Raw genomic sequence first — 18,310 nt, forward strand, 5'->3', positions numbered from 1 at the left:
TCAACCCTTTCACACCGCGACTTCATTTCTGCCGGTTCAGGCCGCCGCTCCCTTTGTCGTGCTCATCTTCTCGTTGAGGTGGTCGGCCAGCCTCAAGGCGAACTGCAGCAGTGGCATGGTCGGGTTCGAGGCGCCGCCGGTGGCGAAGATACTGCTGCCGGCGACATAGAGGTTCTCGGTGCCGAACACCTTGCAGTTGATATCGACCACCCCGTCCTTCGCGGCGGCCGCCATCCGCGTGGTGCCCATGTGATGCGCATGCGGCGACAACATCAGCGGCAGGCTGGTGTCGTAGACGTAATCGCTGAGCTTGATGAAACCCAGGCCCATTTCGGCGAACTGCTTGGCCAGTTCGTTGCCGATGCACTTGATGGTGTGCCGGTCATCGGCGCTCAATACCCAGTTGACATTGACCTTGGCCACGCCCAGTTCGTCCTTTTCATCCAGCAGCGAGATACGGCTCTGAACGTTAGGGAACTGCTCGATCAGCGTGGTGATCACGCCATCGCCCGGGCAGCTGAACTTGGCCACGAACTCGATCTTGCTGGCCACGCCCATTTCACAGGCCAGGTTTTCCAGAAAGTGCTTCACTTCGGCCGTACGGCCGTAGGTCCGCACATCTTCCAGCACCGACGCCAGCACATTGCCCTTGCCGGCGTGGTATTCGGCGACGAAGGCATCGGTGGTGAAGTATTGACGCGGCTCGGTGTCCTCGCCGCTGCGCAGGATGAACTTGCCCATGTCGATATTCAGGTGCTCCATGAAGCACCGGCCGACCAGGCCGTCCTTGCGCACGATGCCCGCGTCCGCCAACGACTGGCTGTTGAGCAGCTGCCTGGCGTTTTCAATGGCCCCCATGGCCAGGATGTAGTTGCGCGCGGTGACCGGCTGACGCTTGCCGTCGTAATCGGACACCTGAACAGCTTTCAACCGGCCGTTGGCCTGATCGAACAGGAGGTCGACGCAGTTGCAGTTGATGAACACATCCAGCCCAGGCGTTTCGTCGAGCGCCGTTGCGTATTTCTGCGCAAAGCGTGTTGGCGGGCTGAGCAGGAAACGGTCGGCATCGAAATCGCCACCTTTCAGGCCCGGATTCACCGCGCGAAATTCCGCGCCCTGGGGCAGGTCGACGATCTCCATGGCGCCTGGCAGATAGCGCTCGATTTCAGCGTAAGGGATCGGCCAACCAGGCATGTCGACGGGCGGTGGCACGGCGAAATCAGATTCGGTGAACGGCCGGCAACGCCCCATCCAGTGATTGGAGGTGCCGCCCAGGTAACGCAGGCGGGCTTCCCCGGGATACAGCTCGAGGCCGGTGGAGGTGCACTTGTACAGCGCCTGCGAGCGCGGCGTGTATTCGCGCCCGCCCCCTTCGAGCAACGCCACGCTCCATCCCGCAGCCGCCAGGCGCAAGGCCAGCGTGATCCCCGCAGGGCCTGCGCCGATGATGCAGAAGTCGTAAGCGTTACGCAGAGTCTTGTCGGTGTCGTAGTCCTTGATCATGAGCGTCCGTCCTGGAAGTACCCCACCGGCAACACCCAGCCATTGATGATGACGAAGCCGCCCTTTGGCTCTGGTTTGCGCGCCGCATTGGCGTTGGCATTGACGCAGACACCGAACACGGCCGCCCCGGCACTCAACAAGACACAATTACGTAGAAAGCCTCTCCGCCCCAGCAACGGAGTACAAAACTGCAGCTTCCCCATGATCACAGCCCCATACCGTTGATTTTCTTATGCCCCGCTCTCTACCGCGGGCCTTGTCGGGCGACCATCAGGGTCAATCGAAAAAGCGCGTCGACAGAGAGGCACTCAGTGCCCCTATCGCAATCATAGGCATAACCTGCGTCACGCGCCTGTGCTGGATTTTTCGCATCGCCACAACTTCAATCGACTGCATGACTTCAATCTCTGACCGAATGGCTAGAACTCACTATAGTTTCATTTAGCCACGATGCTAGCCTCCATCCAGTCCACCGAGGGATAGGTGCCTACAACCCATGCCTGAACATTTAAGAGCCCTGGTCGTCATTGTGCTTGTGGCCAGTGTGGTTTTCTTCATGGCCCGGCGTCCGGCAACGGACCTGATCCCCCTGGCGGACTTCAAGCGACGCCGCAACCTGTGGTTTGCCCTGACCCTGGCGGCTTTTTTTGCCCACAGCTTCTGGCTGTATGCCGGCGCCGCCGCGGTCATCCTGCTGGTTGCCCAGCGCCGCGAGCACAACCCGCTGGCGCTGTTTTTCATGTTGTTGTTCCTGATCCCGCCAGCGATGACCGAAATACCCGGTTTTGGCGTGATCAACTACCTGTTCGACATCAACCACCAACGCGTCCTGACCCTGTGCGTGCTGCTGCCGGCGGCGCTGGTGCTGCGCAAGCAAAGCGAGAGCATTCGCTTCGGCCGCCTGTTGCCCGACAAGCTGCTGCTGGCCAGCCTGGTGCTGACCAGTGCGTTGGCACTGCGCGAAACCACCGTCACCGACACGCTGCGCCAGGTGCTGAGCCTGTACATCGATGTGTTCCTGCCCTATTACGTGGCCAGCCGTGGCTTGCGTGAACTCAGCGACTTCAAGGACGCCATGCTGGCGTTCGTCCTGGTCGGCTTTCTCCTGGCGCTGCTCGGGGTTGCCGAGTACGTACGGAACTGGCTGCTGTACAACGCCCTGCTCGATGCCCTGGGCCTGCAATGGGACATGAAAGCCTATCTGAGCCGTGGTGGCTCGTTGCGGGCCAGTGTCACCACCGGGCAGGCCATCGTGCTCGGCTACGTGATGGCCGTGGCCATCGGTTTGTTCCTGTTCGTGCAGCACTTCGTGCAACGGCCTGCGCACCGCTACATGGGCGCCCTGCTTCTGGCCGCCGGGCTGTTTGCCCCGCTCTCGCGCGGCCCCTGGATCGGCGCAGGGGTGATTGTCGTGGTGTTCATCGCGCTGGGCAGGCGCGCCGTATCGCGCCTGGCGATGCTGGCCCTGGCCGGGGTGCTGAGCATACCGCTGCTGAGTGTCATGCCCGGTGGCGACAAGATCCTCGATCTGCTGCCCTTCATCGGCAAGGTGGACACGGAGAACATCACCTACCGCCAACGCCTGCTCGACAATTCGTGGATCGTCATCCAGCGCAACCCGCTGTTCGGCTCCTTCGATTACCGCAGCACCCCGGAAATGCAATCGATGATCCAGGGCGAAGGCATCATCGACATCGTCAACACCTACGTTGGCCTGGCCTTGCGCATCGGCCTGGTGGGGCTGGGGCTGTTCCTGGGCTTTTTCGCCTGCATCCTGCTGGGTATCCACCGGGTGATGCGCGCGATCAGCGACAACGCCGACCCGTACCGGCTGCTGGGGCGGGTGCTGCTGGCGACCTTGCTGGGGATCCTGGTAACCATATTTACCGTCAGCAGCATCACGGTCATCCCGATCGTGTACTGGTCGATTGCCGGGCTCAGCGTCGCCTACATCCAGATGATGCGCCGACAGGCCATTGCAGAAACCAGCCAGGTGACCACCATCAGCCTTCAACCGAGGTAGTTCGATGCCCAGTCTTGCCCTGTGTACATGGACCCGCACATCGCTACTGGTCGGCCTGCTGGCATTGCCAGTGGGCGCCTGGGCATCCGAGTGGGTCGTGCGTGTCGACGAACAGAACGGCCTGCCCACGCTGACCCACGGCGGTGGCCCGGCCTTCGTGCCCAGCTTCGACTTCTGGGGCGCGAACTGGGGTTGGACCGGGTTCTATCCTGCGCTCAAGGTCGATGGGCCCTACCGCTACACACTGACCGGCAGCAACAAGGACCTGGACTTCGACCTGAAGGCCGACATCCACAAGCCCCAGGCGCAAACCCTCACCTGGGACTTCGACCTGCAGGCGCACAGCAGGCAGAGCAACGTGATGGGGGGCGGTATCGTCTGGCGCTTCGACCCCACGTTGATTGCCGGGGAAATGGGCGACCCGGTGCTATTGCCCGATAACCGCGGCTGGGCATGGGGCAAGAACCCCCAAGGGCCACATGTCGAAATGCGCTTCGACCCACCGCTGGCCAAAGTCTATTTCGAGCGCGGCAACACCGACCAGGTGCGCACCTTCTTCTACACCGACCCGATCAAGCCTGGGCAACAACAGATCAAGGCACAGCTGAGCGTGACCGGGGATATCACCATCGGCCAGACCGCCACTGAACGCTTTGGCATGACTGACCCCACGACGTGGCCGGACGACCAGCTCGACTGGCGCACTTCACCGGTTGACCTGTCGTTCCTCAACGCGCCGGAAAAACCGGCCGGCAAGCGCGGCTTCGTCAAGGCCGATGGCGAACAACTGGTGTTCGCCGACGGCACCCCGGTACGCTTCTGGGGCACCAACCTGTCGGCCTATTCGCTGTTCCGTACGCCCGACGAGGAAATCAAACTACAGGCCAAGCGCCTGTCGGCCCTGGGCTTCAACCTCGTGCGCCTGCACCACCATGATTCCCCCTGGGTGACCCCCAACATCTTCGGTGACTTGCAGAAAATCAAGGACACCCAAACGCTCAGCGACGAGTCGCTGAAGAAGATCGACCTGTGGATCAAGAGCCTCAAGGACGAAGGTATCTATGTGTGGCTCGACCTGCATGTGTCGCGGCCAGTCACTGCTGCTGACAACATCTATGGCTTCGACGAACTGCCCAAGGACCATGCTGTCGCCGGTCTCAAGGGCTACCTGTTCGTCAACGTCACCCTGCAGCAGGCCTTGAAGCGCTTTGCCGAGCAGTACCTGACCCACGTCAACAGCTACACCGGGCTCGCCTACAAGGACGACCCGGCAATCGCCGCCGTGCTGATCACCAACGAGAACGATGTCACCCACCACTTCGGCAACGCGCTGTTGCCCGACAAGGATGTCCCCAAGCACAGCCGCCTCTACATGGACCAGGCCAAGGCCTTTGCCCAGCGCCACGACCTGCCGGCGGACAAGACCTGGCGCGCCTGGGAGCACGGCCCGTCGAAGCTGTTTCTCAACGACCTGGAGCAGCGCTTCTACGCCGACATGATCGGCTACCTGCGCACGCTCGGGGTCAAGGTACCGATCGCCACCACCAGCACCTGGGGCCTCAATGGCCTGTCCTCGCTGCCCGCATTGACGGCGGGTGACGTGGTCGACGCCCACAGCTACGGCGGCCTCGGCCAACTGGAGAAGAACCCGCTGAGCAGCGACGGCATGATCAACTGGCTGGGCGCGGCCCAGGTGCTGGGCAAGCCGATGACCGTCACCGAGTGGAACGCCGAACCCTTCCCCTTGCCCGATCGCCACACGCTGCCGCTTTACGTGGCGGGTACCGGCAGCCACCAGGGCTGGGACGCGATCATGCAATACGCCTACAGCCAGCAGGCGTTCTTCGAACAATGGCGCCGGGCCGACAACTGGAACGCCTACAACGACCCAGGGCTGATCGCCACCCTCCCCGCAGCCGCCCTGCTCTATCGGCGCCAGGACGTGCACCCGGCCAAGACCCGCTACGTCTTCGCGCCCACGGCAGCGACCCTGTTCAACCAGGAGATCTCACCGGCCAACTCGGTGCTGCTGCGCACGGCCATGGAGAAAGGCCGCCTGCAGATCGCCATGCCGCAAACCCCAGAGTTGCCGTGGTTGCAGGCCAGTGCGATGCCCGCAGACGCACAGGTACTGAAAGACCCCGGGCAGTCACTGATCGATGCCAATGCCAGCGAAGCCGTAAGCGACAGCGGCGAGCTGCGCCACAACTGGCAGCAGGGCCTCTACACCATCGATACGCCCATGACGCAGGCGGCGACGGGCTGGCTGGGCGGCCAGTCGCTCAGCGTGGGGGACATCCAGGTCAAGCTCAAAACCGGCTATGCCAGTGTCGTGGTGCAGAGCCTGGACAGCAAGCCGCTCGCCCAGTCGCGCAGCCTGCTCATTTCACTGGGCAGCCGCGCCATCCCCAGGCCCGAAGACGTCACCCCGTTCCACGTCGAACCACTCGAAGGCAGCCTGAGCATCAAGGCGCCGGCGGGCCTGAAACTCTACAGCCGCAGCACTGATGGCAAGGAAAATCTGCTGCCTGCGAGCTACAAGGATGGGCGCTACCTGATCTCGTTCGATGGCCAGCACATGGCCAACTGGCTGTTCTTGAAATAGGGCATATCGCCATCTACAGTCATTGAAGCCCTGTATTCCAGGCATTCGACGCTGCGTCTGTTCCAGGAGGATTGGATGAAGTACTTGGTTGTCGGTGGTGCAGGTTATATCGGTTCACACATGGTCAAGCACCTGCTGCGTGCCGGCCATGAGGTGGTGGTTGCAGACCTTCAGGCGCCGGCGCCCGACATCGAGTGGGACTGCCTGGACATCGCCGACGGCCACGCGCTGGACGCCCTGTTCAGCGACTATCACTTCGATGCCGTGTTCCATTTCGCCTCGTTCATCCAGGTCGGAGAGTCGGTGGCAGACCCCGACAAGTACTACCTGAACAACGTCTGCGCGACCCTGAGCCTGCTCGAGGCCATGGTACGGGCAGGCATCAAGCGGCTGATCTTTTCCTCAAGTGCCGCCGTATACGGCGACCCTCAGTATGTGCCTATCGACGAGCAACACCCCAAGGTGCCGATCAACCCCTACGGGCGCACCAAATGGATGGTGGAACAGATGCTCGAAGACTTCGACCGGGCCTATGGCCTGCGTTCGGTGAGCTTGCGTTACTTCAATGCGGCCGGCGCTGACCCGGACGGCGAGCTGGGCGAATGCCACGAGCCGGAAACCCACCTGATTCCGCTGATCCTGCAGGCGGCCTCCGGGCGTCGTGAGGCCGTGACCGTGTTCGGCCATGACTACGACACCCCGGATGGCACCTGCATCCGTGACTATATCCACGTTGCCGACCTGGCTTCGGCGCACGCACTGGCCGTGGAGTATCTGCTGGCAGGGGGCACGACAGCGGCGTTCAACCTGGGCAACGGGCTGGGGTTTTCGGTGCAGGAAGTGATCGAGACGGCACGCACGGTGACCGGGCGCCAGATCACTGTGATCGAGGCCCCCCGTCGTGCTGGCGACCCGCCCCGGCTGGTGGCGGATGCCGAAAAAGCCAGGTCGGTGCTGGGCTGGCAGCCCGTGCACACTTCACTGGATGAGATCGTGAGTCATGCGTGGGCGTGGGAGTCGAAGTATCCCTGGAAGTGACAGCCAGCCCCTTCGCTGCGGCTCGACGCGAAGGGGCCAACCCTCAGTAATACGTCCGCGGCTGCTCATCCGCCTTGTTCAATACCGCCCCCACCAGGTTCGACGAGGCCAGGTGATACAGGCAATCCTCGATGTCCTTCTTGCTGTTCATGCCGTTGCCCACCACCAGCAGCACGCAGTCGAACTTCGGCAGCACGGTGATCGCGTCATCCGAACTCAGCAATGGCGGCAAGTCGAAGATGCAGATCCGCGAGTCATAGCGGTCGCGCAGGTCGGTGATCAGGTTGCTGACCTTGGCTGACGACAGCACCTCGGTAGACATCGGTACCGGCTCACGCGTCGGCAGCACGACAAAGCGTGGCAGCGTCGGGTTGACCAGCGCCTCTTCGAGCCAGGCCTTGCCGTTGAGCACGTCGTTGAGCGCCTTCTCCATCGGCAAGCCCAGGCTGCTGCCAACCCGCGGGCGGCGCAGGTCGAAGTCCACCAGCAAGGCGGTCTTGTTGGTGTGGTGGGCGATGCTCATGGCCAGGTTGACGGCCAGCACCGTCTTGCCCGCCTCAGGCGTTGGCGAGGTGATCGCCAGCGTGCGCCAGCCATTGTCCTCCATGGCCTGCAGCACCTGGGTACGCAGCAGGTCGATCGCCCCGCTCATGTTCGAGTTCTTGTTGAAGGACACGATCCGGTTACGCTCCAGGTGTTCCGCATTCAGCGGCACCACCTTGGTTTGTACGTAATCGAATTGCCCAAGCTCCCCAGGCTTCTCCATGACCGAAGGTACCTGCGCCGTCTCGGGCGTGACAGGCGAAACCTGGTGAATGTTCTTACCAATAGCCGGCGTACTTCTGTCCATCGCTGCGCTCCCTATTCAAACCGAGCCATAGCTTTGAAAAGCAGGAGGTCCAAAGGCATGTAAAAAATATGGACGCCCACCAACAGGATAGCAACCAGCAGCAATCCGGCACCGATCATCATCGAAAGCAGCCTTTTGCGCCTGGCTTTATCTGCCTTGGTCGCGATATACGGCACCGCCACCAGCACACGCCGACCCAGCACGCTCTCCAGGGCACCGACGCCGCGCACGCGCTGATTGAGCATTTCCAGCAGCATCACCAGGCCACCACCAGCGGCCGGGGCCAATACCAGGCCAAGGGCGACGATTTTCTTGCGGTTGGGTTTGACCGGTTTTTCCGGCATCAGCGGTGGCTCCAGCAGCACGAAGCGCTCGGCCTTGTTTTCCTGTTCGAGGCTTTCGGTAATCTTCGCGCCCATCTGCTTGTTGCGGATTTCTTCGTATTTCTTGCGTGCGTTGTCATGGTCACGCAGCAGCGTCACCAGGCCGCGCTCGACTTGCGGCGCCTCGAGGATATCGGCCTCGTAGCCTTCCATCTTGGTGGTCAGCTGGCGCTTCTGATCGGCCAGCGAGGCGATGCGCGACTGCGCAGCAGCCATCTTGGTCCGTACGCGCGCGGCGTCGAGGTTGCCGCCAGCCGCTGCGGCAATGCCCTGGTTACCCGATGCCTTGAGTGCGTCGATCTTGCGTTTGATCGCCACCACGTCCGGGTGCGCTTCGGTGTATTTGGTCAGCAGTCGAGCGTATTCGGCCTTCAACCCAGGCAGATCCTGAGGGTCTGGGGCAACGGCCCTGCCATTGGCCGCCTGGGTCGGCACGCCGGAGTTGGCCGCCGCCAGTTCCAGTTCCAGATAACGCAGTTCTTCCTGCGCAGCCTTGTAGTCACGGTCCACCTCACGGAACTCCAGCTCCGAGCGCGACAACATGCTCATGCGCAACTGCTGGTTTTCAGGCAAGGCATTGGAATGCGCCTGCTTGAAGTCCGCCAGCTTGTTTTCCAGGTCGGCCAGCTCGGCGCCGAGCTTGTCAGCCTCCTGGGAGAGGAATTCGGTGGTTTCGGTGGCGCGCTCGGTGCGCTGCTTCATGTTCTCGTTGAGGAATAGCGACACCAGTTCGTCGGCCACTTCCTTGGCCACGTCCGCGCGTTTGTCCTCGTAGGATACGGTGAAGGCCACGGTGGCCTCGCCGCGCCCCTTGACGTACGTGCTGAGCGTGGCGACCACGATCGCACTGCGCATCTGTTCGATCTTGTCGGTTTCGCTGAAGCGGCTGCCGCGGTCGGCGAACAGGTTGTACTTCTCGATGATCCGCGCCAGGTTCTCGCGGGTCATCACCCGCTGGCGGATGACCTCGATACGCTCATCGGCAAAGGTGTTGTTGCCGGCCGAGACCAGGTCCGGGGAGATCTGCTGCGACTCCACCAGAATGGTCCCGGTCGACTGATAGATCGGCGGCACACTGATCGCCACCCCGATGGTAGCGGCCACCACGACCACTATGACGATCGCCAGCAGCAAGGCACGGTCCTTGATGATGGCGACGTAATCTTTGATAGAAAGCTCGTACTCAGATTTCATAGTGGCCACCAATCCGAAATTCAGATGTCGGGGTATCTATACGTCAGCGTCAAACCAGCGATGGTAGCGTCGGCATTGGGCAGGCCACTTTGCTGGCGCTCCTTGTACAGCAACGAAAAACGCAGGTCCCAGGCCGGCGAAAATGTCCGGCTGGCCCAGACGCTGTAGGTCTGTGTGGTGTTGGGGTTCTGCCCTTTGCTGTCCTGCCACCAGGCGTCTGCGCCGACCCGGGTGGTTTCGGTCAGCAGGTAGCTCCAGCTGCCACGCACCATGTCCATTTCGGCTGCACCGCCCTGGGCGTTGGACATCGTGGTGCGGTCGGCACTGAAGCTGGCCTCGTGACGCGAGCCACGGTAAGTCAGCGATGCGCCGCCTTCACCACGGCGCTGGGTACCGGCACCGTTGGTCTGGTTGACGCCAACATGCATGGCGCCCACCAGGCTGTCGGAGAACTGATACTTCAGGCCGATGCTGGGGACATAGCTGTTGGTGGCGATGGCCGTGCTGTTGCTGTCTGGCTCGTAACGCCGGGCTTCGAAGCTGGTGATGATGTCGGTGCGCTCGCTCCAGGCATACGTCCAGTCGAAGTCGTTGGCGTACTCGTCGTAACCGATCAGCGTACTGATGTCGTAACTGGCATGGGAGTAGCGAAGTTCGTTGGACAGGGTGCTGCGCTCGGTCACCGCGCTGCTCCAGTTGCCCGTGAGCCTGGACATCTTCTGGGTGCCGTCGGTGGTAACTACCACACCGGTATCCTGCACCGCACCGGACAGCGTCGAGCTCTCGTCGTATTGCGCCAGCAGGCCAAAGCCGCCGCTTTCGGTCTCGCGCTGCCAGCCCAGGCGCAGGTTCGGGTCTTCACGGTCATCCATCACCGAGCGGTCCGATGAACGCAGCACATGCATGCCCACGCCCATGCGTAACTGATCGCGATCGAACTGACCTACCAGGGTGTAATCAGGCGCAATGATCGTACGCGTCACACCTTTCTCCTTGGACGTCAGGAGCAATGGGTTGCTGTCGTACTCGACAGTCGTGGGAACCTCGACTGAAGACTGCCAGTTAGCGGCATCAACCACCCCGGAGAACGGCATCATCATGATTGCCGTTACAACACTCGTCGTTTTATTGATAGGCACAAGTCGTTCTTAGTTATTAGGTAGAGTCAGGGTACGACCAGCGTATCGCCAGCCTGAAGTTGGAAGTTGGTGGACATGTCACGCCCAGAAACCAGATCCTTGTATCGCACCGGCATGACCTTTTGGCCGCGAATGACCTTGATGGCACTTTCGTCGGCGAATTTGTCCATTCCACCCGACATGCTCAGGGCCTGAAGCACCGCCGTAGGGCCTGCCATCGGCACTGGGCCGGGCTTGATCACTTTGCCTTGAACATACACCAGGTTGCCAGCGGTGCTGGTGACGACCACGCTGACATTCGGCTGGGCCAGGTAAGGTTTCAGTGCGGTCTCGATTTTTCTCGCCACCGCAGTGGCTTCAAGGCCGGCGACATCCACGCGACCCGCCAGCGGGAAGGTAATACTGCCATCGGGAAGGACCACGGTTTCCTGACGCAGGGTGTCTTCCTGCCAGACCGAGATCATGACCTTGTCGCCGGGGCTTAACAGGTAGGTAGAAGAGGAAGTGTCGGCGGCAACAGTGCCGGACCAGACCACCAGGGCGCAGAGAACGGACATCAGCAAACGTACCATGAGGGATCCCTCCGGCCAGTCGGCCCAGGTTAAGAGCACTGAATGAGTACAACGACGAACCTCTCGCTCCGCTTCGCAGCGTATCTGCTGCGACGGCCTCACCCATCCTGGAGGCCCTTTACCGCGATGCCGCCCTGCCTGTCTCTTACTGCTGTTCGCGCCGAGGGCGCTGGCTACTGGAATATAGCAACAGCTGTAAAATTGACAAGCATTGGCGCCTCCGAAAAACGTAATGGTCCACGTTTTTGCGTCAACGCATTGGCATCGTGATAAAAATGTTAAAACTTAGATCTTCTTTCTATTGGCGACCGCAATGAAACCGATCACTGCGGAGGCAAACAACCATCCCGCCGAAGACAGCGGAACAATGGTGTTTTCGGTCAAGTAAGAGTCGGCCGCTCGCGCCGCACCAGTCAATAATACCAACAGGAAGAAAGACTTGATGAACAGAGTCGAGCGCATGTTCGCCCCCTGCAAGAGGTAAGTTGTTATTGATTTGGCGGAAGAGTGGATCGCTGTTGATTTGAGCTTATGGGCACAATGACATTACGTCAATGATCCGACACCATAATAAATCTCAATGGGACGTGTCTGGGCTCGTCAAAATGCCGTCAGCATGATTTTGCTGGGATTTTCACCCTGCCAGGACTGCGTTTCTACGCGCAGCCTGGCAGTCGATTGCCGCCCCATCGAGGATCAGTAAGGGAACAGATCCAGGGTTCGCTCCACTTCATCGATATCGATGGTGAAGCCTTCTCCTTGCGGCGTCCCGACCACGAAACCGAAGTGCTGATGGTCGCGATCGGTCAGGTATTTGTAGTAGCTCACGAAGCGGTTCGGCGGCTGTAGCGCCAGTATCGAACCACCGGGCTGCAAGACATTGACACCATGCACCAGCTGGCTACCTTCAACGCCAATCACCGTTCTGGCCCCCGCACAGGCGGCGACGATACCCGGCACATCGCTCTTCATCGGGTCGATGATGCGAAAACCGCGGTATTTCTGCAGGTGCGAGGCCACTTCCAGCTCATTGCGCATCAGGCGCAAGTCGCCATCGCTGCCACGCAGGATGAACACCCCCGGGTGCGGCGACGGGTCGACATGCGACAACAACTTGTCACCCATGGCGCGGTAGCGCGAATACCGGTTGCGGTTGTTGCTGAGGTCGTCGAACAGCACCAGCTCATGGAAGAACGCGCCACGCGTGCGCAGTGGCTGCATGCCCAGCCAGCGTTCATATGCCGGCCCTTGGCTGAACAGCGGATAGCGAGCCGAGGGCGCCGTGGTCACCGGCACGCCTTCTTCGCAGGCCAGGGCGTAGGTCGGGCAGTCTTCCATCAACCAGGTACCGAACCAGGTATTGCCATTCTGGGTGCAGTAGATGGCCCCACGGTCGATCTCGTGATCCACCGTGACGCCAGGGAACCGGCTCGGCTTCAACGACAACCAATGGCTGGCATTGCCCTTGTACAACGCACCGTCGATCAGCCAGACGTCCTTCAGCAGGTAGCCCCGTGTCGGCCCCTGTTCGATAGTGATCCCGCCTTCCATGGTCCGCGCAGGATGCACATACGGATAGAAGCGCTTGGCTTCCCAGCCCGTTACCCGCTCCAACTGGTTGGGCAAGTAGAATGCCGGTGGCGATACCGTTGTTTCACCGGGTGCGATATCCCAGACCTTCTCGGCGACACGCTTGATATCGATATCAGCCTTGCGTGCCAGGCGCTTGCGCGCGATGTGCTGGTAGGCCGCCAGGGTCCAGGTGTTCTGGCTGGCAACCGAAGAGCCACTGAAGTTCGAAATACCGCTGCCCATGAAACGCCCCTCCCGATGTGACAGGTGTCTGGTCTGAGGCAAGGCACGCACTCCCGGCATGCCTTGAAGTCGGTTCAGCTGGAAACGACGACCCTTTCCATCATGGGCGGGGACTGTAGCGTGGCGTAACGGCTGCGCAGGGTTTGCAGGAATGACTCGCCACTGCTCCCGGCGCCATAGAGGTAGATCTTGTGCAGGCCACCAAACACCATCTCGTGATAACGGCTGGCGACCTCATCATCACTGGGCCCTTCCGGCAGGCCCAGGTGAAGCGTCAATTTGTTGCCCTCGACGGCGAACAACGGCGTGTCCCAGAGGAACTGCGCGGTCCCCGTGCGAGGCAGGCGGATGAACAGGTAGGCATGGTTGCCCAATTCATCAATGTCACCGCCACGCCGGCGCTTCCACTTCAACAGGCCGTCGTCCGGCCGCGCCAGGCACATGCCGATATCGTAATAGTCATAGCCGTTGGCCAACGCCCACTCGAGGGCCATGAACGTGGTGATCGAATTGACCTCGCGCAACTTTTTCGGGTCTGAGAACACCGCTTCGCAATAGCCGAAACGCAGGGTGCTCCAATAGCGTTTGCCGTCCCGCGTGATCTCGCAGCCCAGGTGGCAGCCGATGACCTCATCGCCGCAGGTGATCAGGTCCAGGCGCCCTACCCCTTTGGCCAGACGAAACACTTCGTCGGTTGGAAACTGCGCCGCATGAATACCCTGCCGGGCACTGGCATAGGGCCGCAACAGCTGTTGATCGGCCATGGCGATCTCGTCATCGGCCAGCGTCTGGCGCATCTGGTAGAGCGGGCGGTTCTTGCGAATGCTGCGGCGCAGTTCACTGTCGTAGCGGGCGGTGATGTCGTCGAGCGAGCGGCCCAGGGGCACCACGGCGCTCAGGTAATGGGGGACCGTCAACGAGCCGGTAGTCGGCATCTCGCTCACCACCACCACATGCCGGGGCTCAGCTGGAGCGGCCTCATCGGCAGCTTCGGCCAGTGGTTGCTGGCCCTTGCCGCCAATCAGCAGCTTGGCCATTTCGCGCTGCTGCTTCCTGCCGATGTAGAGGATTTCGTAAGGGCTGGCCTGTTGCAGCCGGAAACGCGAGATTTCCCAGCGCCAGAAGCAGGTACGGGCCAGCAGCTCGCGTAACTTGCTTGAAACGGTCCGGATCTCGTAACGCATGGAAGGCGAGATCATTTTTCGCGCCACAGCCGCCAAGTTCTCTTTCATGTCTTCTTCGACGTCCTTTGATGTTGTCAACGGGGCTGATCGGAAAACAATAAAGCGGAGCTTGAAAGCCTGCATAACGTGTTGATTTATAAACCATCAACTTCGGATGCCGCCTTCACATTCAGTAACAATTTAAGATGCAGGTACGCTGCTTGGCAAGCGGCATTTTGACAGCATCCCAGCTTTATTAATGGCGTCAAATTTGTGCGCACGGGCAAGTCTCATGGATTGCTTTTGCTATATATCCCCACTATTTCAATACGCTGAAAGTTGTATTACTCCACTACCGCTGCAGGCGATTGCACATGCTGCTTGATGGCCCCTTTCGACAAAGGAGCCTCGAGATGGCCATCCCTGCTACCGCTATGCCTCACGAAGAACTGATCACAACGCAACTGCCCACCTGGACCCGCCACACCACACCCCAGCACTGGCAAGCTTTGCGCCACAGCCAGCAACTCGATGCATTCGACCAGGACTGGTACAACAATGCCGCACCTGACCTGCGTGAAGCCGTAAAGGCCAGCCACACTCGCCTGCTACGGTCTCAAGCAAGGCTGGGGCGCTTGCTCAAGGGTCTGAAGCAGATCAGCGAATTTGCCGAACCGATCCTGCAGGCACGCCTTGCCGAACTCGGCGTCACGGCACCGCTGCGCGACAGCGAGCTGCTACGGGTCGAACGCAGCTGGAACTGGAGCGCGTTGGGTTACCTTTACAGCCACCGCCGTGGCAATTTACTTCAATCCGCATTGCAGAATTTTGCCGATGACGAAACGTTCACCCGCGAAAGTGCCCTCGCCCTCAGCACTGCAATCCATGTGACCCCCATTACAGTGCAAAGCCTGGTTGTGACTGGCCCGCAGACGCCGACCGCGCAGGTTGCGCTGGCATCGGAGCAATATCAGGTCGAACGCCTGGCGCTCGCGCCCGAGGTCTTTGCCCAAGCCTGCCGCGAACTCGACCTCGGTGGCGCTTACCAGGCCCATCTGCAGCAATGCTTCACGGCGCCCCAGGTCCGTAGCCAGGCCATTGCAGTGCAACAGGACCGCTTGCGCCTGGCAGCAGACCTGGGCTACCTGCGCCAGGCACTGAGTGGCAGGGCTCGCGATCAGGTCGAGCGGTTGCTGCAGAACGGTGCCGTGCCCTGTTGGCAACTGGCCCTGTTCGGCATCGTCTTGCACGAAGTGATGCTGATCGACGCAGGTCATACCGGCTGGCTGCTCTATTTGCCCGGCAATAACCCTGCCCTGCACGCCTGCGCAGATCTGGGCGCCGTCAATCAGGTACTGGCAACCCTTCTGCGGGAGCCAGAAAACCGTCAGCGATTCCAGGCCTACCTGAGCCAGGCCGACCAGCCGCATTTCCTCGACCTGCTGCAACAGAACCTGGACAACACTAGCTCGCCCGACCTGCACCCCAGCGTCCACGCCATCACCGGCGAACCCTTCGGTTACTATCAGGACCTGCACCTGGCCCGCCTGAAAAGTGAAGCCGAACGCCTCGCGGTGCCCACTGCCGTGGCCGACGCCCAAGCCCGGGCAAAACGCCTCGAGCACTGGGAAAACATTGGCCTGGACGTGCTCAACGTGGCAGGTTTCTTCATCCCGGCAATCGGCACCCTGATGATGGCCGTGACCACCTTCCAGTTGCTGGGCGAAGTCTACGAAGGCTATGAATCCTGGCTCGAAGGTGACCGCCACCTGGCCCTGCAGCATCTCGAAACCGTCGGCCTGAACCTGGCCCTGATCGGCGGGCTGGCAGCGGCAGGCCACGTCGCGCCAAAGCTGTTAAAAAGCCCTTTGCTGGAGAAGTTGCAGGAAGTTCACTGCAGCGATGGCCGCTATCGCCTCTGGCAGCCGGACCTGGCCCCCTACCGCAGCCCCCGGCAGCTCCCGAAAGGGCTGCAGCCCAATGCGCAAGGCCAGTACCTGCATGACAGCAGCCATTACATCCGCCTGGATGGCCAGCTCTATGAGCAGCGTTTCGACCCCGACATCCAGCAGTGGCGAATCACCCACCCCGAGGCACCAGACGCTTACCAACCGCCGCTGGAGCACAACGGTCATGGCGCATGGCGCGCTGCCCATGAACAGCCTCAGCAATGGCCATTCGCCGTTTTGGCAAAGCGTCTGGGCGAAGCTTACGCAACCTATAGCCCAGAACAACTGGAGCTGGCCGGGCGCATCTGCGGTGTCGATGCAGCCCGCTTGCGCCAGGTACACCTTGAAGGCCAGCCGGCACCTGCATTGATGCTCGACACCTTGAAACGCATGATAAGGCGTACAGAAGTCGAATCGCTCCAGGACGAAACTGCGCAGCAGCTTCTACAGGGTCACCGCGATTGGCCACTGGTACGCGCACTGGAACAACTGATCTTCCCTTTGCAGGCAACAACCGACAGTGAACGGTTGTTGTTCAGCTACCTCGATGACATGCCTGGCTGGCCTGAGGATCTGCGCCTTGAGCTGCGAGCTGGCAGCCCGCAAGGCCCGCTGCTCGACAGCTGTGGAGGCAGCCTGGCAGGCAGGGTCTGCCGCGTCATCAAGTCCACCGAAGGTTATGAGGCCGACCTGGGCGAGCGCCCCGCCCCGGCGCTCCAGGACCATGACCTGTGCCGGGCGATAGAACAGGCACTGCCCAGTGCCTATCGCAAGGCGCTGGGTTTCTCGACCACTGATGGCAACACCCTGCGTCAGCGCATGCTGGTCTGGACCGAACCCCGTCGCAGCGAACTGCTCCGACGCCTCTGGACCGCAGGGGGGCGCCGTAGGGTCAAACCCGGTGGTTTGAAAGGCGGGCTCGAAACGACACCCAGCAGCCCTTATCGGCGGGAACCCTTGGCACTGCGCTATCGCCGTTTATACCCCACCGCCAATGACGACGACCTCCGTCAGGCCGAACATGCCTGGCGGCAACAGTTGATTTCGCCCACACAGGCCATGCGCGACCTTGAGCAACGCCTGCAGACCTTGCGTCAAAACCTGAGTGAATGGGCACGCCCCGACCCGCAGTTCCCGCACCGCCGCCAAGAGGCCATTACCCCTATCATCAATGCCTGGCGCCGCATATCCAGCCTGCCGCTGGGTCGTGACGCCGAGGTCTACAGCCTGGAACTCCCAGGCCTTGATCTGACGGACCATGACCTGGCCAGCCTGGCCTTGCCGGACGATTTCGCCCACATCGAGCATGTTTCATTGGCAAACAATCGCAACCTGAGCCAGTTACCGGCCGAATTCTACGAACGTTTTCCCAGGCTCAAGCGTCTGTACCTGAGTGACTGCCGCTTCAGTCGCCTGCCTCGCCTGGCAAACCCACAGGAACTGGCCTGGCTGGACCTCGACAGTAACCGCATTACCTGGGATGACGACACCCAGCAGATGCTCGATCAATTCACCAATCTGGCTGTGCTGGACATGAGCAGCAACCCATTGTTGCGCGCTCCCGACCTGAGCCGGATGCCGGGTCTGTACACGCTGTTCCTGGATAACTGCGCACTGACCGAATTGCCGCCCGGGCTGGAAAGCATCACCAGTTCGCCGGTGGCGATCGACCTGGGCGATAATCAGCTGCAACAACTGCCGGCCGGTTTCCATGTGCCGCAACCGGTCGCCCGGGCGATGCGCCTTGAAAGCCCACGGCTGAGCCCGGACATGCTCGAAGAAGTCGAAGCCTACAATGCAGCGCATCAGGTGGATCTACTGGTGAACGAAAGCGACTATGAGGACTTTTTCCCCAATACCGGCCCCGCTGAAGCGGCGCTCTGGGACCGCATGCCGCTGCAGTACCGACGAGACTTGAGGGTGCTGCTCGACCTCGAACCTTTCACATCACACCCACACCAAGCACTCGCAGAGTTCTGGCGACGCCTGGCTGTGATCGACCATGACCTGCCGTTACGCCAGCACGCCTTTGCTCGCCCGGCTTATGAGCTGTTCAGCATCCCGATGTAAGTACCC

13 protein-coding genes are annotated in these 18,310 nt (G+C 61.1%); 4 read left to right on the forward strand and 9 right to left on the reverse strand.

Annotated elements, in window-relative coordinates:
• Positions 1–36: 36 nt before the first annotated feature.
• Positions 37–1,503 carry a GMC family oxidoreductase gene (locus J7573_RS18225; protein ID WP_294338282.1) on the reverse strand — a complete coding sequence of 489 codons (1,467 nt, stop codon included), beginning with the start codon at positions 1,501–1,503 and terminating at the stop codon, positions 37–39.
• Positions 1,500–1,643, reverse strand: coding sequence for a hypothetical protein (locus tag J7573_RS18230; RefSeq protein ID WP_294338285.1), 144 nt, complete (start codon positions 1,641–1,643; stop codon positions 1,500–1,502). The genes J7573_RS18225 and J7573_RS18230 overlap by 4 nt, the downstream gene beginning before the upstream one ends.
• Positions 1,644–1,999: 356 nt before the next feature.
• Between J7573_RS18230 and J7573_RS18235 the strand changes: the two genes are divergently transcribed.
• The 3 genes from J7573_RS18235 (at position 2,000) to galE (ending at position 7,169) form a co-directional block, all read left to right on the forward strand.
• Complete coding sequence (locus tag J7573_RS18235) at positions 2,000–3,526, forward strand: O-antigen ligase family protein (protein WP_294338287.1); 1,527 nt, start codon at positions 2,000–2,002, stop codon at positions 3,524–3,526.
• A gap of 4 nt (positions 3,527–3,530) precedes the next feature.
• Positions 3,531–6,131, forward strand: coding sequence for a glycosyl hydrolase family 5 (locus J7573_RS18240; protein WP_294338290.1), 2,601 nt, complete (start codon positions 3,531–3,533; stop codon positions 6,129–6,131).
• A gap of 75 nt (positions 6,132–6,206) precedes the next feature.
• A complete protein-coding gene (gene galE, locus J7573_RS18245) occupies positions 6,207–7,169 on the forward strand; it encodes a UDP-glucose 4-epimerase GalE (RefSeq protein ID WP_294338293.1) in 963 nt (320 codons plus the stop codon).
• 43 nt (positions 7,170–7,212) lie between these two features.
• Here the strand turns inward: galE and J7573_RS18250 are convergent, their stop codons facing one another.
• The 7 genes from J7573_RS18250 to J7573_RS18280 form a co-directional block, all read right to left on the reverse strand.
• Complete coding sequence (locus J7573_RS18250) at positions 7,213–8,019, reverse strand: CpsD/CapB family tyrosine-protein kinase (protein WP_294338297.1); 807 nt, start codon at positions 8,017–8,019, stop codon at positions 7,213–7,215.
• An 11-nt stretch (positions 8,020–8,030) separates the two neighbouring features.
• Positions 8,031–9,596 (reverse strand): Wzz/FepE/Etk N-terminal domain-containing protein, encoded by a 1,566-nt coding sequence (locus J7573_RS18255; RefSeq protein ID WP_294338301.1) that lies wholly within the window; start codon positions 9,594–9,596, stop codon positions 8,031–8,033.
• A 20-nt stretch (positions 9,597–9,616) separates the two neighbouring features.
• The gene (locus J7573_RS18260) at positions 9,617–10,735 is read right to left on the reverse strand and encodes a hypothetical protein (RefSeq protein ID WP_294338303.1); all 1,119 of its coding nucleotides are present in this window, start codon (positions 10,733–10,735) and stop codon (positions 9,617–9,619) included.
• 26 nt (positions 10,736–10,761) lie between these two features.
• Positions 10,762–11,307: a polysaccharide biosynthesis/export family protein gene (locus tag J7573_RS18265; protein WP_294338306.1), complete on the reverse strand. Its 546-nt coding sequence runs from the start codon at positions 11,305–11,307 to the stop codon at positions 10,762–10,764.
• 285 nt (positions 11,308–11,592) lie between these two features.
• Positions 11,593–11,769 carry an EPS-associated small membrane protein EppA gene (gene eppA / locus J7573_RS18270; protein ID WP_181004478.1) on the reverse strand — a complete coding sequence of 59 codons (177 nt, stop codon included), beginning with the start codon at positions 11,767–11,769 and terminating at the stop codon, positions 11,593–11,595.
• 234 nt (positions 11,770–12,003) lie between these two features.
• Positions 12,004–13,122 (reverse strand): glycosyltransferase family 61 protein, encoded by a 1,119-nt coding sequence (locus J7573_RS18275; RefSeq protein WP_294338312.1) that lies wholly within the window; start codon positions 13,120–13,122, stop codon positions 12,004–12,006.
• Positions 13,123–13,196: 74 nt separating this feature from the next.
• Positions 13,197–14,354, reverse strand: coding sequence for a hypothetical protein (locus J7573_RS18280; protein ID WP_294338314.1), 1,158 nt, complete (start codon positions 14,352–14,354; stop codon positions 13,197–13,199).
• 344 nt (positions 14,355–14,698) lie between these two features.
• On the opposite strand from J7573_RS18280, the gene J7573_RS18285 reads away from it, so the two are divergent.
• A complete protein-coding gene (locus tag J7573_RS18285; RefSeq protein ID WP_294338318.1) occupies positions 14,699–18,304 on the forward strand; it encodes a DUF6543 domain-containing protein in 3,606 nt (1,201 codons plus the stop codon).
• The last annotated feature ends 6 nt before the right edge of the window (positions 18,305–18,310 follow it).

The organism is Pseudomonas sp., from assembly GCF_017744435.1.
GTDB lineage: Bacteria > Pseudomonadota > Gammaproteobacteria > Pseudomonadales > Pseudomonadaceae > Aquipseudomonas.

Coding starts and splice junctions, on each gene's coding strand:
- J7573_RS18225 (WP_294338282.1), bottom strand. CDS start 1,503: ATGATCAAGGACTACGACACCGACAAGACTCTGCGTAACGCTTACGAC.
- J7573_RS18235 (WP_294338287.1), top strand. CDS start 2,000: ATGCCTGAACATTTAAGAGCCCTGGTCGTCATTGTGCTTGTGGCCAGT.
- J7573_RS18240 (WP_294338290.1), top strand. CDS start 3,531: ATGCCCAGTCTTGCCCTGTGTACATGGACCCGCACATCGCTACTGGTC.
- galE (WP_294338293.1), top strand. CDS start 6,207: ATGAAGTACTTGGTTGTCGGTGGTGCAGGTTATATCGGTTCACACATG.
- J7573_RS18250 (WP_294338297.1), bottom strand. CDS start 8,019: ATGGACAGAAGTACGCCGGCTATTGGTAAGAACATTCACCAGGTTTCG.
- J7573_RS18255 (WP_294338301.1), bottom strand. CDS start 9,596: ATGAAATCTGAGTACGAGCTTTCTATCAAAGATTACGTCGCCATCATC.
- J7573_RS18265 (WP_294338306.1), bottom strand. CDS start 11,307: ATGGTACGTTTGCTGATGTCCGTTCTCTGCGCCCTGGTGGTCTGGTCC.
- eppA (WP_181004478.1), bottom strand. CDS start 11,769: ATGCGCTCGACTCTGTTCATCAAGTCTTTCTTCCTGTTGGTATTATTG.
- J7573_RS18275 (WP_294338312.1), bottom strand. CDS start 13,122: ATGGGCAGCGGTATTTCGAACTTCAGTGGCTCTTCGGTTGCCAGCCAG.
- J7573_RS18280 (WP_294338314.1), bottom strand. CDS start 14,354: ATGAAAGAGAACTTGGCGGCTGTGGCGCGAAAAATGATCTCGCCTTCC.
- J7573_RS18285 (WP_294338318.1), top strand. CDS start 14,699: ATGGCCATCCCTGCTACCGCTATGCCTCACGAAGAACTGATCACAACG.